Below are 16878 nucleotides of genomic sequence, written 5' to 3' on the forward strand. Positions count from 1 at the left end.
CGGTGGTACGTCGGTATTGCGTCGGTACGACGTCGGTATTGTGTCGGTGCGCGGCGCGCGCTGCGGTAAGGATCAGTCAATGGCCCAGCCTTTCGGTGTGAAGAGCGGATCGGCGTAGTGGCTGATCTCCATTTCGATGCCGTGGGCCAGTTGCGAGCCTGCCAGCGCCTGCGGCGATGGGTGGCGGTAGACCGCATCGTTGCCGTCAATGGTGGGGGCGTCCGGATCCTTGACCGCGCCAAGGCGCTCGGCCAGGCGAATGCTGTCGAGGTTCTTGGGGTCGATGTAGCTGACGGCGGAGCTCCAGCCGAGGGTGCCGTAGAGATAGTCGCGCACCGCATGGGTGGCTTCGAGTGCGTAGCCTTTGCCTGCGTGCTCGGGCCAGATGACCCAGGCGATCTCTGCCTCGGGCCATTTCGCGGGCTGCCAGCCACCCGCCATGCCGTGGGTCGTATCACTGCCCTTGTCGTGGATCATCCACATGCCGAAGCCGCGGATCTGCCAGTGGCCGATTTCAGCGGCGTAGAGCATCCAGGCCTCATAGGCGTTGAGCGGCCCGCCCATGAACCGCGCGCGGTAACTGGTGAAAGTCGCCTTGAAATCAGGGTAGTCCTGAGGTTCGGGGCCGCGCAGCACGAGGCGGTTGGTTTCGATCCGGGGGATCTGCATCACGCTGTCCCCCCTGCGGTTCGGGTGGCCGGCGTCGGATGCCTCCGGCGGGAGTTTTTTTGGCAAGATGACAGGGGAGCGGTCATGCGATCTGCTCCGGTCCGGGGTGGCGCCAGACCTGCATGACCCCGTATTTGGGGTGGGTGAAATCGGTGGTCCGGGTCGCGCCAAGGTGTTCGGCGACGCGGCGGGAGGCGGCGTTATCCGGTGCGATCATGCTGACCACCGTGGTCCAGCCCAGGGTGCCATAGGCGTGCTGGCGCGCGGCGCGCCCGGCCTCGGTCGCGTAGCCCTGGCCCAGAGCGTCCCAGACCATCCAGCCCACTTCGGGCTCCGGCCAGTCGAGCGGCGCGTGCAGGCCGACGAGACCGATGGCGCCGGGGGTGTCCTTGCGTTCGATCATCCAGCGGCCGAACCCGCGCAGCTGCCAGTGGCCGATGACCTGTGCCAGATAGCGCCAGACCTCATAGTCCTTTTGCGGCCCGCCAACGTGGCGCGCGGCGTCGCTGGCGTAGAAGGCGGTGAAGCCGGGCAGGTCGTCAGCGCAGGGCGCGCGGAGGATCAGGCGCCCGGTTTCCAGGATCGGGATAGTGACGGTCATGCTGAAGCCCCGGGATGCGGGTGGCGGTAGACCATGACATCCGTGGCGCGGTCCGGAGTGCTGGGAGTGGGGGCTGCGGCCGCCTCGTCGCGGGTGGCGCCCAGCCGCTCGGCGAGGCGGGCGGAGGCGCTGTTGCCCGCGTCGATGTAGCTGACGATGGTGTCCCAGCCCAGCACGGTCCAGGCGTGATCAAGGCAGGCGTGCGCTGCTTCGGCTGCGATGCCTTTGCCTTCGTGTTCTGCGTCGAAGAGGATCCAGCCGACTTCCCGTTCGGGCCAGCCGTGCGGGTACCAATGCCCGACGAGGCCCAGCGGGGCGTCTTCGTTGTGGAAGGTGACTGTGAACATGCCGAAGCCGCGCATGCTCCAGTGGCCGATTTCCGAGCCGAAGAAATGCCAGGCCTGCCGGGGGCTGAGGGGGCCGCCCACGTATTGTGCCCGGTCGCTGCCGTAGAACGCCATGAAGGCGTCCGCGTCGCCCGGGTGGGGCATGCGCAGGGTCAGGCGGTCCGTGGTGAGGCGGGGCGCGGTCGTCATGTCAGGGGAGGCCCAGCTCTGCCGGGGAGGCACCGGTCAGGACCGGACGGGTGAAAGACCGGTCATAACGGCGGATGCACTTGCTCTCGGCTGCCAGGGCGTAGGCGCGCTGACATTCCGTGTCGGCATGCATCGCGGTGCGGTAGTCTTCGTAATCTGCGAGCGACGGAAAGGAGAAGTGGCAGTAGGCGATGTCGTTAGGTCCCTCATACGGCATGTGATAGCCGTGGTGAAGGCCACCCATCTGCGGGATCTTCCACATCCAGAACCGCGCATACCGCTCGAAAACATCGAGCTTGGCCGGATCCAGTTCGTATCTGACGGTGCAGGTGATCATTTCTTTTTCCCGAAACCGGAGAGGCCCGGGGGCAGGGGCATGCCGCCGCCCATCCCACCGAGGCCGCCGGGCAGCTTGCCGCCCATGGCTTTCGCGGCGGCTTCAAGCTGTTTGGGGTCCATTTGCGCGGGATCCATGCCGGGGGGCATGCCGCCTTTGCCGAACATGCCTTTCATGGCCTGTTTCAGCATGCCGCCTTTGCCCATCTTGCCCATTTTCTTCATCATGTCAGACATTTGCCGGTGCATCTTCATCAGCTTGTTGAGCTCTGACACTTCGAGCCCCGCGCCGCGCGCGATGCGTTTCTTGCGGCTGGCCTGAAGGATCTGCGGGTTGGCGCGTTCCTTCTTGGTCATGGACTGGATCAGTGCGATCTGGCGGCGCAGGATGGCGTCATCGAAGCCCGCGGCCTCGGCCTGTTTGGCCATTTTGCCCATGCCGGGCATCATACCCATCATGCCTTCCATGCCGCCCATCTTGAGCATCTGTTCCAGCTGCATCTTGAGGTCGTTCATGCTGAACTGACCTTTGGCCATGCGGCGCATCATCCGTTCGGCCTGCTCGGCCTCGATGGTTTCCTGCGCCTTTTCCACGAGGGAGACGATGTCGCCCATGCCGAGGATGCGGCCCGCGATGCGTTCCGGCTCGAAGGTTTCCAGCGCGTCCATCTTTTCGCCCAAGCCGACGTATTTGATGGGCTTGCCGGTGACCGCGCGCATCGAGAGTGCAGCACCGCCGCGGCCATCGCCATCCATCCGGGTGAGCACGACGCCGGAGACACCGATGCGGGCGTCGAAGTTCTCGGCGGTGTTGACGGCGTCCTGACCGGTGAGGCCATCGACGACCAGCAGGGTCTCGCGCGGGTCGGCCACGTTGCGGACGGCTTCGACCTGGGTCATCAGCTCTTCGTCGATGGAGAGGCGGCCTGCGGTGTCCAGCATGTAGACGTCGTAGCCCGCAAGGCCCGCTTGCGTCTTGGCGCGGCGGGCGATCTGGACGGGGTCCTCACCTTTGACGATGGGCAGGGTGTCGACGCCGATCTGCGCGCCGAGGATGGCCAGCTGTTCCATCGCCGCGGGGCGGTTGACGTCGAGCGAGGCCATGAGCACGCGCTTGCCGTCACGGTCCTTGAGCCGCTTGGCCAGTTTGGCGGTGGTGGTGGTTTTACCGGAGCCCTGCAGGCCCACCATCAGGATCGGGGCGGGCGGGTTGTCGATCTTAAGCGCGCCCGGTTCGCCCTCGCCGCGCAGCACATCAATCAGCGCGTCATGCACGATCTTGACGACCTGCTGGCCGGGGGTGACGGATTTGGTGACGGCCTGACCGGTGGCCTTTTCCTGCACTGCCTTGACGAAATCACGTGCGACGGCCAGCGAGACATCCGCCTCCAGCAGGGCGACGCGTACCTCGCGCAGGGCGGTGGTCACGTCCTCTTCGCTCAAGCTACCCTGTTTGGTCAGCCGGTCAAAGACGCCAGAGAGCCGTTCAGACAGATTTTCAAACATGGGCCAGAGCCCCTTTCGGTTCGGTTGCGGGATGCCCTTGATGTAGGCGGCCCGCGATCAATTCACAAATGCCCGGGGTCATTACCAAAGGGGTCAAATCCAAATGGATTTGCCCCCGTGGGCGCAACGCGCTGACGGAGGGCGATCCCGGGGTGCCCGGGACCGGAAGGCTGATGCTTCCGGATGTTGGCGCCGTTTAGATCGCGGGCCGGGCCATGTCAAGCGCTGCGGAGCGGCTGTCGGCGGCGGGCGAGGCGCAGTGCCAGCAGCAACCCGCCCGCCAGCAAAAGACCCGAGGCTGGCAGCGGGATCGGGGCCGGGGTGATGGAGAGTACCGTCGCGTCCACGGATTGAATGATGTCGAACTCATCCAGGAAGTAGGCAGAGATCCAACCGCTCCTAAAGCTGCCGGGAAAGGCCGCTGGCAGGGTCGTGGCGCCGCCGCGCCAGTCATCCGCGATCAGATCCAACATCATGTTCCAGCCATTGGGGTCTTCGGATACGAAGCTCTGGGCGGAGAAGAAGTCGGTGTTGCCGATGGCGGCGATGGAGACGATCCGGTTGCTCAGCGACAATCCAAAACCGGTCGGCGTGGAAATCTCAAAGCGCTCCAGCCCGATGTTATAGAAGTAGTCGCTGCCGAACTGCTGGGATGGCGGATCGCTGTAGGTCAACCGCCCTTGCAGCAGCGCGCCATCCTCTACCAGCGCATCCTGTGCGGGATCGCGCAGAAAGGCGCTGTCGATGCGGGCTGTAATGTCGAATGTGAAAGTGGTTGCCGCTGCCATCTGCGGCAGCGCGAGGCACAGGAGGCAGGCGATTGCTCGAAGATACATGGCAGCACTCCACGCGGTTGGTTTCTGGGGTCAGCCGAGCCTACCATGCGCGGGGCTTCCGGTCCATCTAAGCGCGAAGTGACTGGTCCGGGGATCGCGGTTGGTGCAGGGCCCGTCCGCAGACAGGCCCGCCGCGAGCGGACCCTGTCAGGCGGCGATGGCCGCTATCTGGGCGCGGGCCTTTGCCAGAGCCTTGTCCGCATCGAGTTTGACCAGATCAGCGGCGATGATCTCCACATCCGTGATGCCGATGAACCCCATGATGTGGCGCAGGTAGCCGGAGGCGAAGTCGATCTCGGACCCTACGGGCGTGCCGCCGGAGGCCAGCGCGATCACAGCGCGCTTGCCTTTGAGCAGACCGACGGGGCCATCCTCTGTGTAGCTAAAGGTCAGCCCGGCGCGGGCGATCTGGTCAATCCACGCCTTCAGTGCGGCAGGTACGGCAAAATTGTAGATGGGCGCACCGATCACCACCACATCCGCCGACCGGATCTCTGCCACGAGACTGTCGGAGAGTGCGAGGGTCTCGCGCTGCGCTGCGTCGCGGCGATCCTCCGGAGTGAGATTGGCATCGATCCACGCCTCGTCGATCTGGGGGATCGGGTGTGTGAGGTCACGGCGGATCACCGCGCCGCCGAGCTTTTCGACAATGTCGCGCGTCAGGGCGCGGGTGGTCGAGCCCGTGGTGCGGGCGGAGGCGTCGAGGTGAAGGATGGTCTGGGTCATGGCGCTGTTTCCTGCTGGTTGGAGACATGAGAGGTCTGCACCCCAAGATGCACATTGCATTTTCGAACTCAATTTCGGATACCCAACAGGTGCTGTGCATATCCGCACCATTGGAGATCTGTGGCGATGACCAACTGGGACGAAATCAAGACCGCCTATCATGTGGCGCGCCGGGGCACTGTCAGCGGTGCGGCCGAAGTGCTGGGCGTTCACCACGCCACCGTGATCCGCCATGTCGATGCGCTGGAGGCGCGGCTGGGGGTGAAGCTCTTTCAGCGACACGCGCGCGGATACACGGCGACCGAGGCGGGGCAGGATCTGCTGCGCGTGGCACAGGCAACCGACGACCAGTTCAGCCAGCTCGCCGGGCGGATCCGCGGGCAGGGGGATGCGGTCTCGGGCGAGCTGGTGGTGACCTCACTGACCAATCTTGTGCCGCGCATGGCGCCGGTGCTGACCGATTTTCAGCGCGACTATCCGGAGGTGGTGGTGCGGTACCTGACCGGCGATAGGCTGTTCCGGCTGGAATACGGTGAAGCGCATGTTGCGATCCGCGCGGGCAACGCGCCGGACCAGCCCGACAACGTGGTGCAGAACTTTCACCATCAGCACGTGGGGCTCTATGCCACGCGCGGCTATCTTGATGTCTACGGCACACCTGGCGGGATTGACGATTTTCCCGCTCATCGCTTTGTCGGTCATGACACGGATCACAATCGGGCACCGTTCAATCGCTGGCTGCGGGCCAATGTGCCCGGCAGCGCCATCACCTTTCGCGCCACGGACACCCGCGCGCTGGAGGCGGCGGTGATCGCCGGGGCGGGCATCGGGTTCCTGCCCGCGATGGAAGCGCAGGCCAATCCGGATCTGGTGGAGGTGATCGCCCGGCAGGACGACTGGTCGGTGCCGCTTTGGCTGGTCAGCCACGTGGATCTGCACCGCACCACGAAGGTCCAGACCTTTCTGGACTACCTCAAGAAGCGGGCGGCGCGGTGGGACAGCTGAGCGCGGGCGCGCAGGGTCACATCGCGATGCTGGCCTTTTCTGCACTGGTCGCGGGGTCGTTTTCGCTCGGCGCGGATGCGGCGGCGTTCATTGATCCGGGCGTGATGAACGCGGCGCGCTTTGCCATTGCGTCGCTGATCATCGGGGTGGCTGCAGCGGTCACCACGGGCCTGCCACGGGCGGCGTTTCGGGCCAGCTGGCGGTATCTGCTGCTGGGCGGGATGCTGGCCACTTACTTTGTGCTGATGTTCGAGGGGCTGAAAACGGCAGCGCCGGTGAGTGCGGCGGCGGTGTTCACGCTGACCCCGGTGATGGCGGGAGTTGCGGGCTGGCTGATGCTGGGGCAGCGCAGCACGCCACGGATGATGCTGGCGCTGCTGCTGGGCGGGGGCGGTGCGCTCTGGGTGATTTTCCGTGCGGATCTGGGCGCGCTCATCGCCTTTGAGATCGGTCGCGGCGAAGCGATCTATTTCGTCGGTTGTATCGCCCATGCGGTCTATACGCCGATGGTGCGCAAGCTGAACCGGGGCGAGCCGGCGGTCATCTTTACCTTTGGCACGCTGGCGGCGGGAACGGTGCTGCTGGGGGTCTGGAGCGGGCGTGATCTGATGGCCACCGAATGGACAGCGCTGCCGCCCGTGGTGTGGGTGACGCTGGCCTACATCGCGGTCTGCGCCTCGGCCGCGACCTTTGTGCTGTTGCAATTCGCAACGCTTCGCCTGCCGAGCGCGAAGGTCATGGCCTATACCTATCTCACCCCCAGCTGGGTCATTGCCTGGGAGGTCGCCCGCGGGCAGGACATTCCCGGGGCGCCGGTGCTGGGCGGTGTGGGGCTGACCATACTGGCGCTGATCTTGTTGCTGCGCGATGAGGTCGGAAGCGATGGCATGGAACCATCTGCGCCCGCGCGGCGTTAACGTCACAATGAAGTGAAGCAAGGAGCGAAAAAATGCGCAGTATTATTTATATCGTCGGTCTCGTGGTCGTTGTGATGGCTGTCATCAATCTGGCGACCTGACATCACCGGTCAGCTCGGCTGCCAGGAACCGCTCGAACGCATCGAGGTTCACCGGCTCGAACTGGCCAAACCCCTGCATCCAGACCGAGACAGCGCGCAGCGCATCGGGCTGAAGCTTGCACCATATCACGCGGCCGCGGCGCTCCTGAGCAATCAGGCCCGCCGCGACAAGAACACGCAGATGCTTTGAGATTGCTGCCAAAGACATCTCGAACGGCGCCGCCACATCGGTGACAGCCATATCGTCTTCCAGCAACATCGTCAGAATTTCCCGACGGGTCGGATCTGCCAAGGCGGCAAAGGTCTGATCGAGCGTTTGTGCCATGGCATGGCTATAAAGCGCTGGAGCGTTGGACGAAAGATCAACCAGCAGGTTGAATAAGCGAAATGCCGGGTTGAGACCGGCGGGCGCCGGAAACGGTACGAAGCAGCGTGCAAATGTAAAATAAATACCATAATGATTTCAGTACTTTGCGCTGACCTACCCACCGGTGTAGCGCAACTTGACTCCCACCCCCCCACGTCTTAGCACACCCCTGTCCATACCGGAGGCCGTTTGGCATGACCGATCCCGATCAACAGCAGCGCATGAGCGAGCTGGAAGCACGGATCGAGGCTGCCAAAAAAGCGCAAGCGCCCAAGCCCCGGCAGGATGAGCATTATTCCCAGGCGCAGCTTGCCTGGCGGATGGTGATAGAATTGGTGGCCGGTCTGGGGATCGGTTTCGGCATCGGATACGGGCTGGATAGCCTTTTCGGGACGCTCCCGATTTTTCTGGTGCTCTTTACATTGCTGGGCCTCGCGGCGGGTATCAAGACGATGCTGAGATCCGCTCAGGAGGTCCAAGAGAAGAAACTGGCCGAGCTGGCCGAGAAAGACGAAGGGGCCTGAAATGGCAGACAAGGCGGAAGAAGGCGGTCTGGTATTCCATCCGATGGATCAGTTCATCGTCAGCCCGCTTTTTGGCGGCACCGAGGTTGCCTGGTACACGCCCACCAACACGGCCCTGTGGATGGGGTTCTCCATCGTCGCGGTCATCGTGTTGCTGGTGCTGGGCAGTGCCAAACGGTCCGTCGTGCCGGGGCGCGGGCAGTCTATCGCGGAGCTTGCCTACGGCTTTATCTATAAGATGGTCGAGGACATCTGCGGCAAGGAAGGGGTGAAGTATTTCCCCTATATCATGACGCTGTTCATGTTTATCGTCTGCGCGAACTTCCTCGGCCTGATCCCGACGTCCTTTACGCCGACCTCGCATTTCGCTGTTACCGTGGTGCTGGCGCTGGCGGTTTTCATCACCGTGACCGTGTTGGGTTTCGTCAAGAACGGCGCTGCGTTTCTCAGCCTTTTCTGGGTCTCCTCGGCCCCGCTGGCGCTGCGGCCGGTATTGGCGATCATCGAGGTGATTTCCTATTTCGTGCGGCCGGTCAGCCACTCCATCCGTCTGGCAGGCAATGTCATGGCCGGTCACGCGGTGATCAAGGTCTTCGCAGGCTTTGCGGCCATCGCTGCCGTCAGCCCCGTCGCGGTGCTGGGCATCACAGCGATGTACGGGCTCGAGGTGCTGGTGTCCTTCATCCAGGCCTACGTCTTTACCATTCTCACATGCGTGTACCTCAAGGACGCGCTGCATCCGCATCACTAATTCGGGCGGTTTGGTCCGTAATTCTACTCAACTTCCAATTTACAGGAGAATTCTCATGGAAGGCGAACTCGCACACATCGGCGCAGGTCTGGCAGCAATCGGTTCCGGCGCTGCGGCCATCGGGGTTGGCAACGTGGCAGGCAACTACCTGGCAGGCGCGCTGCGCAACCCATCGGCTGCGGCCAGCCAGACGGCGACACTCTTCATCGGCATCGCCTTTGCCGAAGCTCTGGGCATCTTTGCCTTCCTCGTCGCCCTGCTGCTGATGTTCGCCGTCTGAAACTTCAGAGACGATTTTCCTGTAGCCGGGCACTGCGCATCCGCGTAAGGCCCGGTGATCCGGACCGGCTCTAAGGAGACTGACATGGCAACAGAAACGACTAGCGCGGACGCGGCGGCCTCTGCACCCGGTATGCCACAGCTCGACTTTTCGACCTGGGGAAACCAGATCTTCTGGTTGGTGATCACGCTGGTGGTCATTTACATGGTGCTGTCCCGGGTTGCCTTGCCGCGGATTGCGGCAATTCTGGCGGAACGGCAGGGGACGATCACGAGCGATCTTGCCGCGGCGGAAGACCTCAAGTCCAAGGCCAAGGATGCGGAAGCTGCCTATGACAAGGCGCTGATCGACGCGCGCGCGGAAGCGCAGCGGATCGTGGCCGAGGCCAAGGCCGATATCCAAAAGGATCTGGACAAGGCCATTGCCGCCGCGGACGCGGAGATCGCGGAGAAATCCGCGGAGTCCGAGAAGGCGATTGGCGAGATCCGCGCCGGTGCGATGGCAGCGGTGAAAGAGGTGGCGGGCGAGACAGCGCAGGCCATCGTCTCGGCGATGGGGGCCAACCCGGACGCTGCCGAGATTGATGCTGCGGTCAGCGCGCGGCTGAAAGGATGAGTGGGATGCGGATTTTGACTGTGGCGACCGCGGGTTTGGTGTCTGCCGGGCCAGCGTTTGCAGCCGGGGACAAGCCGTTCTTTTCCCTGCTCAACACGGATTTCGTGGTGCTGCTGGGCTTGCTCGTCTTCATTGCGATCCTCGTTTACTTCAAGGTGCCGTCGCTGGTGATGGGCATGCTCGACAAGCGGGCGGAGGGCATCAAGTCGGAGCTCGACGAGGCGCGTGCGCTGCGGGACGAAGCCCAGACACTGCTGGCGAGCTATGAGCGTAAGCAGCGCGAAGTGCAGGAGCAGGCGGACCGGATCGTCGCCTCCGCCAAGGAAGAGGCGGGCGTGGCCGCCGAACAGGCACGTGCGGATCTGGCCAAATCGCTGGAGCGGCGCATGGCCGCCGCCGAAGAGCAGATCGAGAACGCGCAAGCCGCGGCGATCAAGGAAGTGCGGGATCAGTCGATCAGCGTGGCCATGGCTGTGGCCCGCGAGGCAATTGCCAAGCAGATGACGGCGTCGCAGGCCGATGCTCTGATCGACGCATCCATCGAACAGGTGGACACAAAGCTGCACTGACGGGAAAGCCCCCTCACCGCCATCGAGGCGGATCGGGGGCTGCCCGGACTGACGCCGGGGGCGCCCAGTGACTGGTGATCTTTCAAAGCATTGAGCGACAGGACCCTGCCTTGACGGCGGGGTTTTTGTTATCCTTGCGCTCTTTCGTGATCGAGCCGCTGCCGCGCGACCGCCTCGTTACGGTCGGCGCGGATCTGGTCCTGCAGGCATCCCAGCACGAAATCCAGGTGGTCCTCTATCGCAGCACGGGTGCCTGCCGGGTCGCGCGCCTGAAGGTGGTCGTTGATCTGGCGGTGCTGGTCCAGCAGGCTCGCCTGGGTGGCGCGTTGTTTGAACATGATCTGCCGGTTGTAGAAGACGCCCTCGCGCAGCAGATCGTACATGGAGCGCATCATGTGCAGCATCACCACGTTGTGGCTCGCCTCGATGATGGCCATGTGGAATTGCGCGTCCAGCCGCGCCTCATCCTCGGGGCGGCGTGCCGGGTCGGGGGCGGCCATACGGTCAAAGACCGTCTGGACAACCCGCAGATCGGTGTCGGAGGCAAGGCGGGCGGCGCGTTCGGCAGCCAACCCTTCCATATCGCGGCGAAAGGACAGGGCGTCAAAGACAGCCGTTTCGTGGCGCGAGAAGAGATGCACGAGGGCGGGCGCGAAGGCGGAGCCCAGCACCTCGGCCACGTAGACCCCCGCGCCTGCCCGGGTGCTGAGAAGCCCCTGATCCTGCAGAACACCCAAGGCATCCCGCAGGCTGGGGCGGGAGACGCCCAGCCTTTCTGCCAGTTCTCGTTCCGCCGGGAGCCGTTCGCCCGGTCGCAGGATGCCGCGCAGGATCAGATCCTCGATCTGGCGCACCACGGCGGTGGAGAGTTTCTCGGGCTGGACAGGGCGAAAGGGCATGGATGCTCCGGTTTTGGTCAAATCATATGACCAGTTGACCAGTGCGACAATGGTTTTCGGGTGCACCACGGTGAGGCATCATTATCTGGGTCGCACCTCAATATCTTGGGGATAAGTCGCCGATCGCCCCATTCCTTGGGGGTGGCGCTGTTGACACGCGCGCTGTGGGGCCGCAGGCTCGACGGCAATTCCCGGAATCACAGCGAGGGCCCGGTGCGCTTCTCCAAACTCAGACTGACCGGCTTCAAGAGCTTCGTGGATCCCACCGATCTGATCATCTCGGATGGTTTGACGGGCGTGGTGGGACCCAACGGCTGCGGCAAGTCGAACCTGCTGGAAGCGTTGCGGTGGGTGATGGGGGAGAACCGGCCCTCGGCCATGCGCGGTGGCGGGATGGAGGATGTGATCTTTGCCGGTGCGGCCACCCGGCCCGCGCGCAATTTTGCCGAAGTGGTGCTGCACATCGACAATTCCGACCGGTTGGCGCCCGCGGGGTTCAACGACAGCGACCAGCTGGACATCGTGCGGCGGATCACCCGCGATGTGGGCAGCGCCTACAAGGTGGGGGCCAAGGACGTGCGGGCGCGGGATGTGCAGATGCTGTTCGCGGACGCCTCGACCGGCGCGCACAGCCCGGCGCTGGTGCGGCAAGGTCAGATTGCGGAGCTGATCAACGCCAAGCCCAAGAACCGCCGCCGCATTCTGGAAGAGGCGGCGGGCATCAGTGGGCTGTACCAGCGGCGGCACGAGGCGGAGTTGAAGCTGAAGGGGGCGGAGACGAACCTCGAACGGCTCGATGATGTGATCGAACAGCTGGCCTCGCAGCTGGGGCAACTGGCGCGGCAGGCGAAACAGGCAGCGCGGTACCGGGCCATCGGAGAAGATCTGCGCCGGGCGGAGGGGCTCTTGCTCTACCGCCGCTGGCGAGAGGCGGAGACGGCGCGGGCCACTGCGGATGAGGCGCTGCGGACCCGGGTGCGCGAGGCGGCGCAGGCCGAGGCAGCGGTGCGCGAGACGGCAAAGCAGCGCGGCACGGCGGAGGCGGCGCTGCCTGCGTTGCGTGAGGAAGATGCGATTGCGGCGGCGCTCTTGCAGCGGTTGATGGTCGAGCGGGACACGCTTGCGGATCAGGAAGCCCGCGCGCTGGATCTGATCGAGACGCTCACGGCCCGGATTGTGCAGCTGGAGCACGATATCGCCCGCGAGGGCGCGCTGAACCGCGATGCCGGCGAAACTATCGCGCGGCTGGATTGGGAAGCGCAGGAGTTGGCCAAGGCAGCCGATGGGCAGGACGAGCGGCTGGCCGAAGCAGCGGAGGCCGCGCGCGAGGCGGCGGCGGTGCTGCAGACCCGCGAGGCGGATATGTCCACGCAGACCGAGGATGTGGCGCGGTTGTCGGCGCGCTATGGCTCCGCGCAGCGGTTGCTTGAGGACAGCCGCAAGACGCTGGAGCGTTCCGAAGGGGAAGCGGCGCGGGCGCGGGCCGCCGTTGCCGACAGTCAGGAAAAACTGGCCCGGGCGGGGACCGACTTTGTCGAGGCGGAGGCTGCCGAACGGGCTGCGGTCGCCGAGGCGGAGGCGGCAGAGGCCGCGTTGCTGGCCGCGGAGCAGGCGCGGGCCGAGACGCAGGCGCGCGAGGCGGACGCCCGGGCGCAACGTTCCGAGGCGGAAGGCGAGATGAATGCGCTGCGGGCCGAAGCCGGGGCCCTGGCGAAACTGGTGGACCGCGACACGGCCGAAGGCGGGCAGATCCTCGATGAGGTGACGGTCACGCAGGGGTACGAAAAGGCGCTTGGCGCGGCACTGGCCGATGATCTGCGGGCGCCGGTTGTTGCCGCGGATGGACCATCGGGCTGGGCGGGGTTGCCGCAGTATAGTGCGCATCAGCCCTTGCCCGCCGGGGTCACGCCGCTGTCGCTGTTTGTGACGGGGCCGGAGGTTCTGGCGCGCAGGCTGAGCCAGATTGGCCTCGTCGAGGGAGATCAGGGGCCCGCGCTGCAGGCCGACCTGCGGCCCGGTCAGCGGCTTGTCTCCGCCGAAGGGGACCTGTGGCGGTGGGACGGGCTGCGCGCCTGGGCCGAAGATGCGCCCTCGGCCGCCGCGCTGCGGTTGCAGCAACTGAACCGCATGGAAGAGCTGAAACAATCGCTGGAGCTGGCGAGCCAGCGCGCCGAAGGCGCACAGGCGGCCCATGCGCATCTCGGGGCGGAACTGGCCGACCGCGCCCGCACCGATGCTGCCGCGCGCGACGCGCGCCGCGCCGCTGACAAGGCTGTGGCCGATGCCGGGCGACGACTGAGCCGCGCGGAGGCGGACCGCAATCTGGCGGAAGGACGGCTGGAAGCGCTCGGACTGGCGGTCAGCCGTCACGAGGAAGAGGCCATGGCCGCGCGCACCCGGGCCCGCGAGGCGGAGCGCGCGCTGGCCGATCTGGGCGATCTGGGGGCCGCCCGCGCGCTGGTCGAGGACATCCGCACCGCTGTCGAGGCCGCAAGGATCACCATGATGTCACGCCGGTCTGCCCACGACGAGCTGCGCCGCGAGGGCGAGGCCCGCACGCGTCGCGCGCAGGAGATCAGCAAGGAGATCAGCGGCTGGCGGCACCGGCTGGAGACGGCGGAGGCGCGTGCGGCAGAGCTGGTGACGCGCAAGGAAACGGCGCAGGCCGAGTTGACCGCGGCGCAGGCCTCGCCGGAAGCCATTGCCGCCAAGCGAGCGGAGATGCGCGACGCGATCACACTCGCCGAGGCGCGCAAGGCCAAGGCGGCCAATGCGTTATCCGAAGGGGAGGGCGCGTTGCGCCGGGCGGGCGAGGCGGAACGCGAGGCGGAACGCAGCGCATCGGACGCTCGTGAGAGCCGTGCCGGTGCGCAGGCACGCAGCGAAGCGGCGCGCGAGACGGTCGCTCAGGCGGCGGGTCGGATTGCCGATGAGGCGCAGGCGACGCCGAGCCAGTTGCTCGCCCAGCTTGACGCGGTGCCCGATGAGATGCCCGCGGCTGAGGCGCTGGAGGCGGATGTGAGCCGGTTGAAACGGCAGCGCGATGCTCTGGGAGCGGTGAACCTGCGCGCCGAGGAAGATGCAGCGGAGGTCCAGACCGAATACGACACGCTGACCGGTGAAAAGGCGGAACTGGAGGAAGCCATCCGCACCCTGCGCAGCGGGATCGCGAGCCTGAACAAGGAAGGCCGCGCGCGGCTGCTGACCGCCTTTGAGCAGGTCAATGGTAATTTCTCCATGCTGTTCCGCCATCTTTTCGGTGGCGGGGAAGCCAATCTGGTGATGGTCGAGAGCGACGATCCGCTGGAGGCCGGGCTGGAGATCATGTGCCAGCCTCCGGGCAAGAAGCTCTCGACCCTGAGCCTGCTGTCGGGCGGCGAGCAGACGCTGACCGCCATGGCGCTGATCTTTGCGGTATTCCTCGCGAACCCCGCGCCGATCTGTGTGCTCGATGAGGTGGACGCGCCGCTGGATGATGCCAATGTGACGCGCTTTTGCGATATGCTCGACGAGATGTGCAGTCAGACCGATACGCGGTTTTTGATCATCACGCACCACGCGGTGACGATGGCACGGATGGACAGGCTCTTTGGCGTGACCATGGGAGAGCAGGGCGTGAGCCAGCTGGTGTCCGTGGATCTGAAGAAGGCCGAGACGCTGGTGGCCTGAGCCGCGCGACCGGTCAATCCTGTGTTGATGATCCGGGGTCGGGGCGCGTAAGGTCGTCGCATGAAACCCTTTGTGCTTCTGTTCGCGCTGATTGTCCTGCCCGGGGCGGGGTTAGCCCAGGACTGGGCGTTGCGCGCGGATGACAGGGTGCTGACGCGCCAGGAAGTGTTGACGCTGACGGAGGGGAGCACGCTGGTTTTCTACGATGACGGACAATCCGCCTATGGCCCGGAGGGTGCCTATTCCTATACTTACGCCAGTGGTGCGGCGGCCTTCGGTGCCTATGAGGTCGGGGCGGATGGCACGGTGTGCATCGCCTACCGGAACGGGTTCGGGCGCTGCGATCGCTACGTGGAGAGCCGCGGGCGCATCGTTCTGCTGACCGAGCGCGGTGAACGGTTCCCGGTGCGGCCGCCTAGGGTGGACTAGCTCAGTGGCTGCCGGTGTGTTTTGCTGCGGGGGGGGTGTTCTGTGGTCGGGGTGCGGTGCTCTATCATGTCTTTATACTTGGGCGACCGGCTTGGCAGGAGGAGAGCTGCGCCTCCGGCGGGAGTTTATCCTGCAAGATGAGCGAGCGGTTTTGCCATGTGACTGCGCGGGGCACGACGCTGTTTTACAGGCCATGGGGCGGTGGATGTTGCCGTCATGCGGGGGTATGGGCGGAGTGCTTGCAGACAGAAAAGACCCTGCGGCACGGGGGCACGCAGGGTCGTGAGGTGAGAACAGACCTGAATGACTGTTTCGCGGAGCACCCTAGCTTTGGGCGCGTAAAGAATGGTTAACGGCGAGCGCGTCAGAGGCGCGCCAGCAGCGCAGGTGTGGGCCAGGCGTCGGCGGGCAGGCCAAGGCGTTGTTGTTCTGCCTGCACGGCTGTGCGCGTGCGGGCGCCGAGGATGCCATCCACGCTGCCCACGTTATGCCCGCGGGCCTGAAGCTTGCGCTGCAGGTCCTTCATCTGGTCACCGGATAGGCCTGGTTCGGGGTTGCCTGCGGCATAGACCTGCGCGCCTTCCAGCCGGTTGGCGAAATAGGCGGCGGTGAGCACGTAGGTAAAGCTCTGGTTCCATTCGAAATAGACGCTGAAGTTGGGGTAGGCGAGGAACGCCGGGCCGCGATGGCCTTGCGGCAGGATCAGGCTGGCGGGCAGGCGGGCGAGGGATCCTTCGCGCAGACGCACACCCAGGGACTGCCAGTCGGCGGTGGATTTGACCGTGCGCAGCCCGCTTTGCGACCAGTCGAACTGCGCAGGCACAATCACCTCCTGCAGCCACGGCTCGCCTGCGCGCCAGCCGAGGCTTTGCAGCATTTTGCCGCCCGACATCAGCGCGTCGGTGGCAGAGGTCTTGAGCGAGACGGTGCCGTCGCCGTCGCCATCCACCCCGTTCTCAAGGATGTCGCGGGGCAGCATCTGCACCATGCCGATCTCGCCCGCCCAGGCGCCGGTGGTGCGGCGGGGATCGAGGCCGCCCTGTTCGAAAAGCTCAAGCGCGGCAAAGACCTGCGGGCGAAAAAGCTCGGGCCGCCGACAATCGTGCGCCAGGGTCACCAGCGCGTTTACCGTGTTGAAATCCCCCTGAAATCCGCCGTAGTCCGTCTCAAACGCCCAGAAGGCGAGGAGCACGCCGCGGCTGACGCCGTAGCGCTGTTCGATCCGGTCGAATACGGTATCGTAGCGTTGGGCATTCTGGCGGCCCTTGTTCAGCCTGTCGCGCGAGATCAGCCGCTGCGAAAAATCCAGAAAGGGGCGCTGAAAGACGCCCTGGGCGCGGTCGGCGCGCAAGACGGCTGCATCCTGTGCGACACCGTTGAAAAACTGGGAAACGGTTGCGCGGTCGTGGCCGCGGCTGATCGCCTCGGATGCGAGATCGTTGACGAAACCGGAAAAGCCGCCGCCGCAGGCCTGCACCATGGCAGGCAGGGCGAGAAAGCAGCTTGCGAGAAGGGGTAGGCGCATCAGGATTCTCCTGCAGG

19 protein-coding genes are annotated in these 16878 nt (G+C 65.2%); 9 read left to right on the forward strand and 10 right to left on the reverse strand.

All coding sequences use genetic code 11. From position 1 onward, the window contains the following. Positions 1-72 precede the first annotated feature (72 nt). The 7 genes from Q1A53_RS14445 to Q1A53_RS14475 form a co-directional block, all read right to left on the reverse strand. Positions 73-669: a GNAT family N-acetyltransferase gene (locus Q1A53_RS14445; RefSeq protein ID WP_299968430.1), complete on the reverse strand. Its 597-nt coding sequence runs from the start codon at positions 667-669 to the stop codon at positions 73-75. Positions 670-751: 82 nt separating this feature from the next. After that, positions 752-1270 (reverse strand): GNAT family N-acetyltransferase, encoded by a 519-nt coding sequence (locus Q1A53_RS14450; protein ID WP_299968066.1) that lies wholly within the window; start codon positions 1268-1270, stop codon positions 752-754. Beyond that, positions 1267-1806: a GNAT family N-acetyltransferase gene (locus tag Q1A53_RS14455; protein WP_299968432.1), complete on the reverse strand. Its 540-nt coding sequence runs from the start codon at positions 1804-1806 to the stop codon at positions 1267-1269. Before Q1A53_RS14455 ends, Q1A53_RS14450 begins: the two co-directional genes overlap by 4 nt. 1 nt (position 1807) lies before the next feature. Beyond that, positions 1808-2143 (reverse strand): NIPSNAP family protein, encoded by a 336-nt coding sequence (locus tag Q1A53_RS14460; protein ID WP_299968068.1) that lies wholly within the window; start codon positions 2141-2143, stop codon positions 1808-1810. Beyond that, the gene (gene ffh, locus Q1A53_RS14465; RefSeq protein ID WP_299968071.1) at positions 2140-3648 is read right to left on the reverse strand and encodes a signal recognition particle protein; all 1509 of its coding nucleotides are present in this window, start codon (positions 3646-3648) and stop codon (positions 2140-2142) included. Before ffh ends, Q1A53_RS14460 begins: the two co-directional genes overlap by 4 nt. Before the next feature lie 218 nt (positions 3649-3866). After that, positions 3867-4484: a hypothetical protein gene (locus tag Q1A53_RS14470; protein ID WP_299968074.1), complete on the reverse strand. Its 618-nt coding sequence runs from the start codon at positions 4482-4484 to the stop codon at positions 3867-3869. Positions 4485-4631: 147 nt separating this feature from the next. Then, positions 4632-5210 (reverse strand): NAD(P)H-dependent oxidoreductase, encoded by a 579-nt coding sequence (locus Q1A53_RS14475; protein WP_299968077.1) that lies wholly within the window; start codon positions 5208-5210, stop codon positions 4632-4634. A gap of 126 nt (positions 5211-5336) precedes the next feature. On the opposite strand from Q1A53_RS14475, the gene Q1A53_RS14480 reads away from it, so the two are divergent. Both Q1A53_RS14480 and Q1A53_RS14485 read left to right on the forward strand, forming a co-directional pair. Beyond that, positions 5337-6215: a LysR family transcriptional regulator gene (locus Q1A53_RS14480; RefSeq protein WP_299968080.1), complete on the forward strand. Its 879-nt coding sequence runs from the start codon at positions 5337-5339 to the stop codon at positions 6213-6215. Next, positions 6212-7132, forward strand: coding sequence for a DMT family transporter (locus tag Q1A53_RS14485; protein WP_299968434.1), 921 nt, complete (start codon positions 6212-6214; stop codon positions 7130-7132). Before Q1A53_RS14480 ends, Q1A53_RS14485 begins: the two co-directional genes overlap by 4 nt. 84 nt (positions 7133-7216) lie before the next feature. Here Q1A53_RS14485 and Q1A53_RS14490 read toward each other — a convergent pair whose 3' ends face one another. Beyond that, the gene (locus Q1A53_RS14490; protein WP_299968083.1) at positions 7217-7558 is read right to left on the reverse strand and encodes a metalloregulator ArsR/SmtB family transcription factor; all 342 of its coding nucleotides are present in this window, start codon (positions 7556-7558) and stop codon (positions 7217-7219) included. A gap of 236 nt (positions 7559-7794) precedes the next feature. Here Q1A53_RS14490 and Q1A53_RS14495 point away from each other — a divergent pair, with 236 nt between their 5' ends. The 5 genes from Q1A53_RS14495 to Q1A53_RS14515 all read left to right on the forward strand — a co-directional run bounded on the left by Q1A53_RS14495 (position 7795) and on the right by Q1A53_RS14515 (position 10339). Beyond that, complete coding sequence (locus tag Q1A53_RS14495) at positions 7795-8124, forward strand: AtpZ/AtpI family protein (protein WP_299968086.1); 330 nt, start codon at positions 7795-7797, stop codon at positions 8122-8124. A gap of 1 nt (position 8125) precedes the next feature. Further along, positions 8126-8875, forward strand: coding sequence for a F0F1 ATP synthase subunit A (locus Q1A53_RS14500; RefSeq protein ID WP_299968090.1), 750 nt, complete (start codon positions 8126-8128; stop codon positions 8873-8875). Between the two features lie 55 nt (positions 8876-8930). Further along, complete coding sequence (locus Q1A53_RS14505; protein ID WP_011567586.1) at positions 8931-9155, forward strand: F0F1 ATP synthase subunit C; 225 nt, start codon at positions 8931-8933, stop codon at positions 9153-9155. Positions 9156-9239: 84 nt separating this feature from the next. Beyond that, positions 9240-9770, forward strand: a complete 531-nt coding sequence (locus tag Q1A53_RS14510) for a F0F1 ATP synthase subunit B' (RefSeq protein ID WP_299968093.1) — start codon at positions 9240-9242, stop codon at positions 9768-9770. A gap of 5 nt (positions 9771-9775) precedes the next feature. After that, the gene (locus Q1A53_RS14515) at positions 9776-10339 is read left to right on the forward strand and encodes a F0F1 ATP synthase subunit B (RefSeq protein ID WP_299968096.1); all 564 of its coding nucleotides are present in this window, start codon (positions 9776-9778) and stop codon (positions 10337-10339) included. A gap of 128 nt (positions 10340-10467) precedes the next feature. Here Q1A53_RS14515 and Q1A53_RS14520 read toward each other — a convergent pair whose 3' ends face one another. Next, positions 10468-11238: a FadR/GntR family transcriptional regulator gene (locus Q1A53_RS14520; RefSeq protein WP_299968098.1), complete on the reverse strand. Its 771-nt coding sequence runs from the start codon at positions 11236-11238 to the stop codon at positions 10468-10470. Between the two features lie 213 nt (positions 11239-11451). Between Q1A53_RS14520 and Q1A53_RS14525 the strand changes: the two genes are divergently transcribed. Together Q1A53_RS14525 and Q1A53_RS14530 are read left to right on the forward strand one after the other, a co-directional pair. After that, positions 11452-14907: an AAA family ATPase gene (locus Q1A53_RS14525; protein ID WP_299968436.1), complete on the forward strand. Its 3456-nt coding sequence runs from the start codon at positions 11452-11454 to the stop codon at positions 14905-14907. A gap of 60 nt (positions 14908-14967) precedes the next feature. Beyond that, positions 14968-15336 carry a hypothetical protein gene (locus Q1A53_RS14530; RefSeq protein ID WP_299968100.1) on the forward strand — a complete coding sequence of 123 codons (369 nt, stop codon included), beginning with the start codon at positions 14968-14970 and terminating at the stop codon, positions 15334-15336. A gap of 364 nt (positions 15337-15700) precedes the next feature. Here the strand turns inward: Q1A53_RS14530 and Q1A53_RS14535 are convergent, their stop codons facing one another. Further along, positions 15701-16861, reverse strand: a complete 1161-nt coding sequence (locus Q1A53_RS14535) for a lytic murein transglycosylase (protein WP_299968103.1) — start codon at positions 16859-16861, stop codon at positions 15701-15703. Positions 16862-16878: the final 17 nt, after the last annotated feature.

The sequence above is a fragment of the uncultured Roseobacter sp. genome, from assembly GCF_947496515.1.
In the GTDB taxonomy this organism is placed as follows: Bacteria; Pseudomonadota; Alphaproteobacteria; order Rhodobacterales; family Rhodobacteraceae; genus Roseobacter.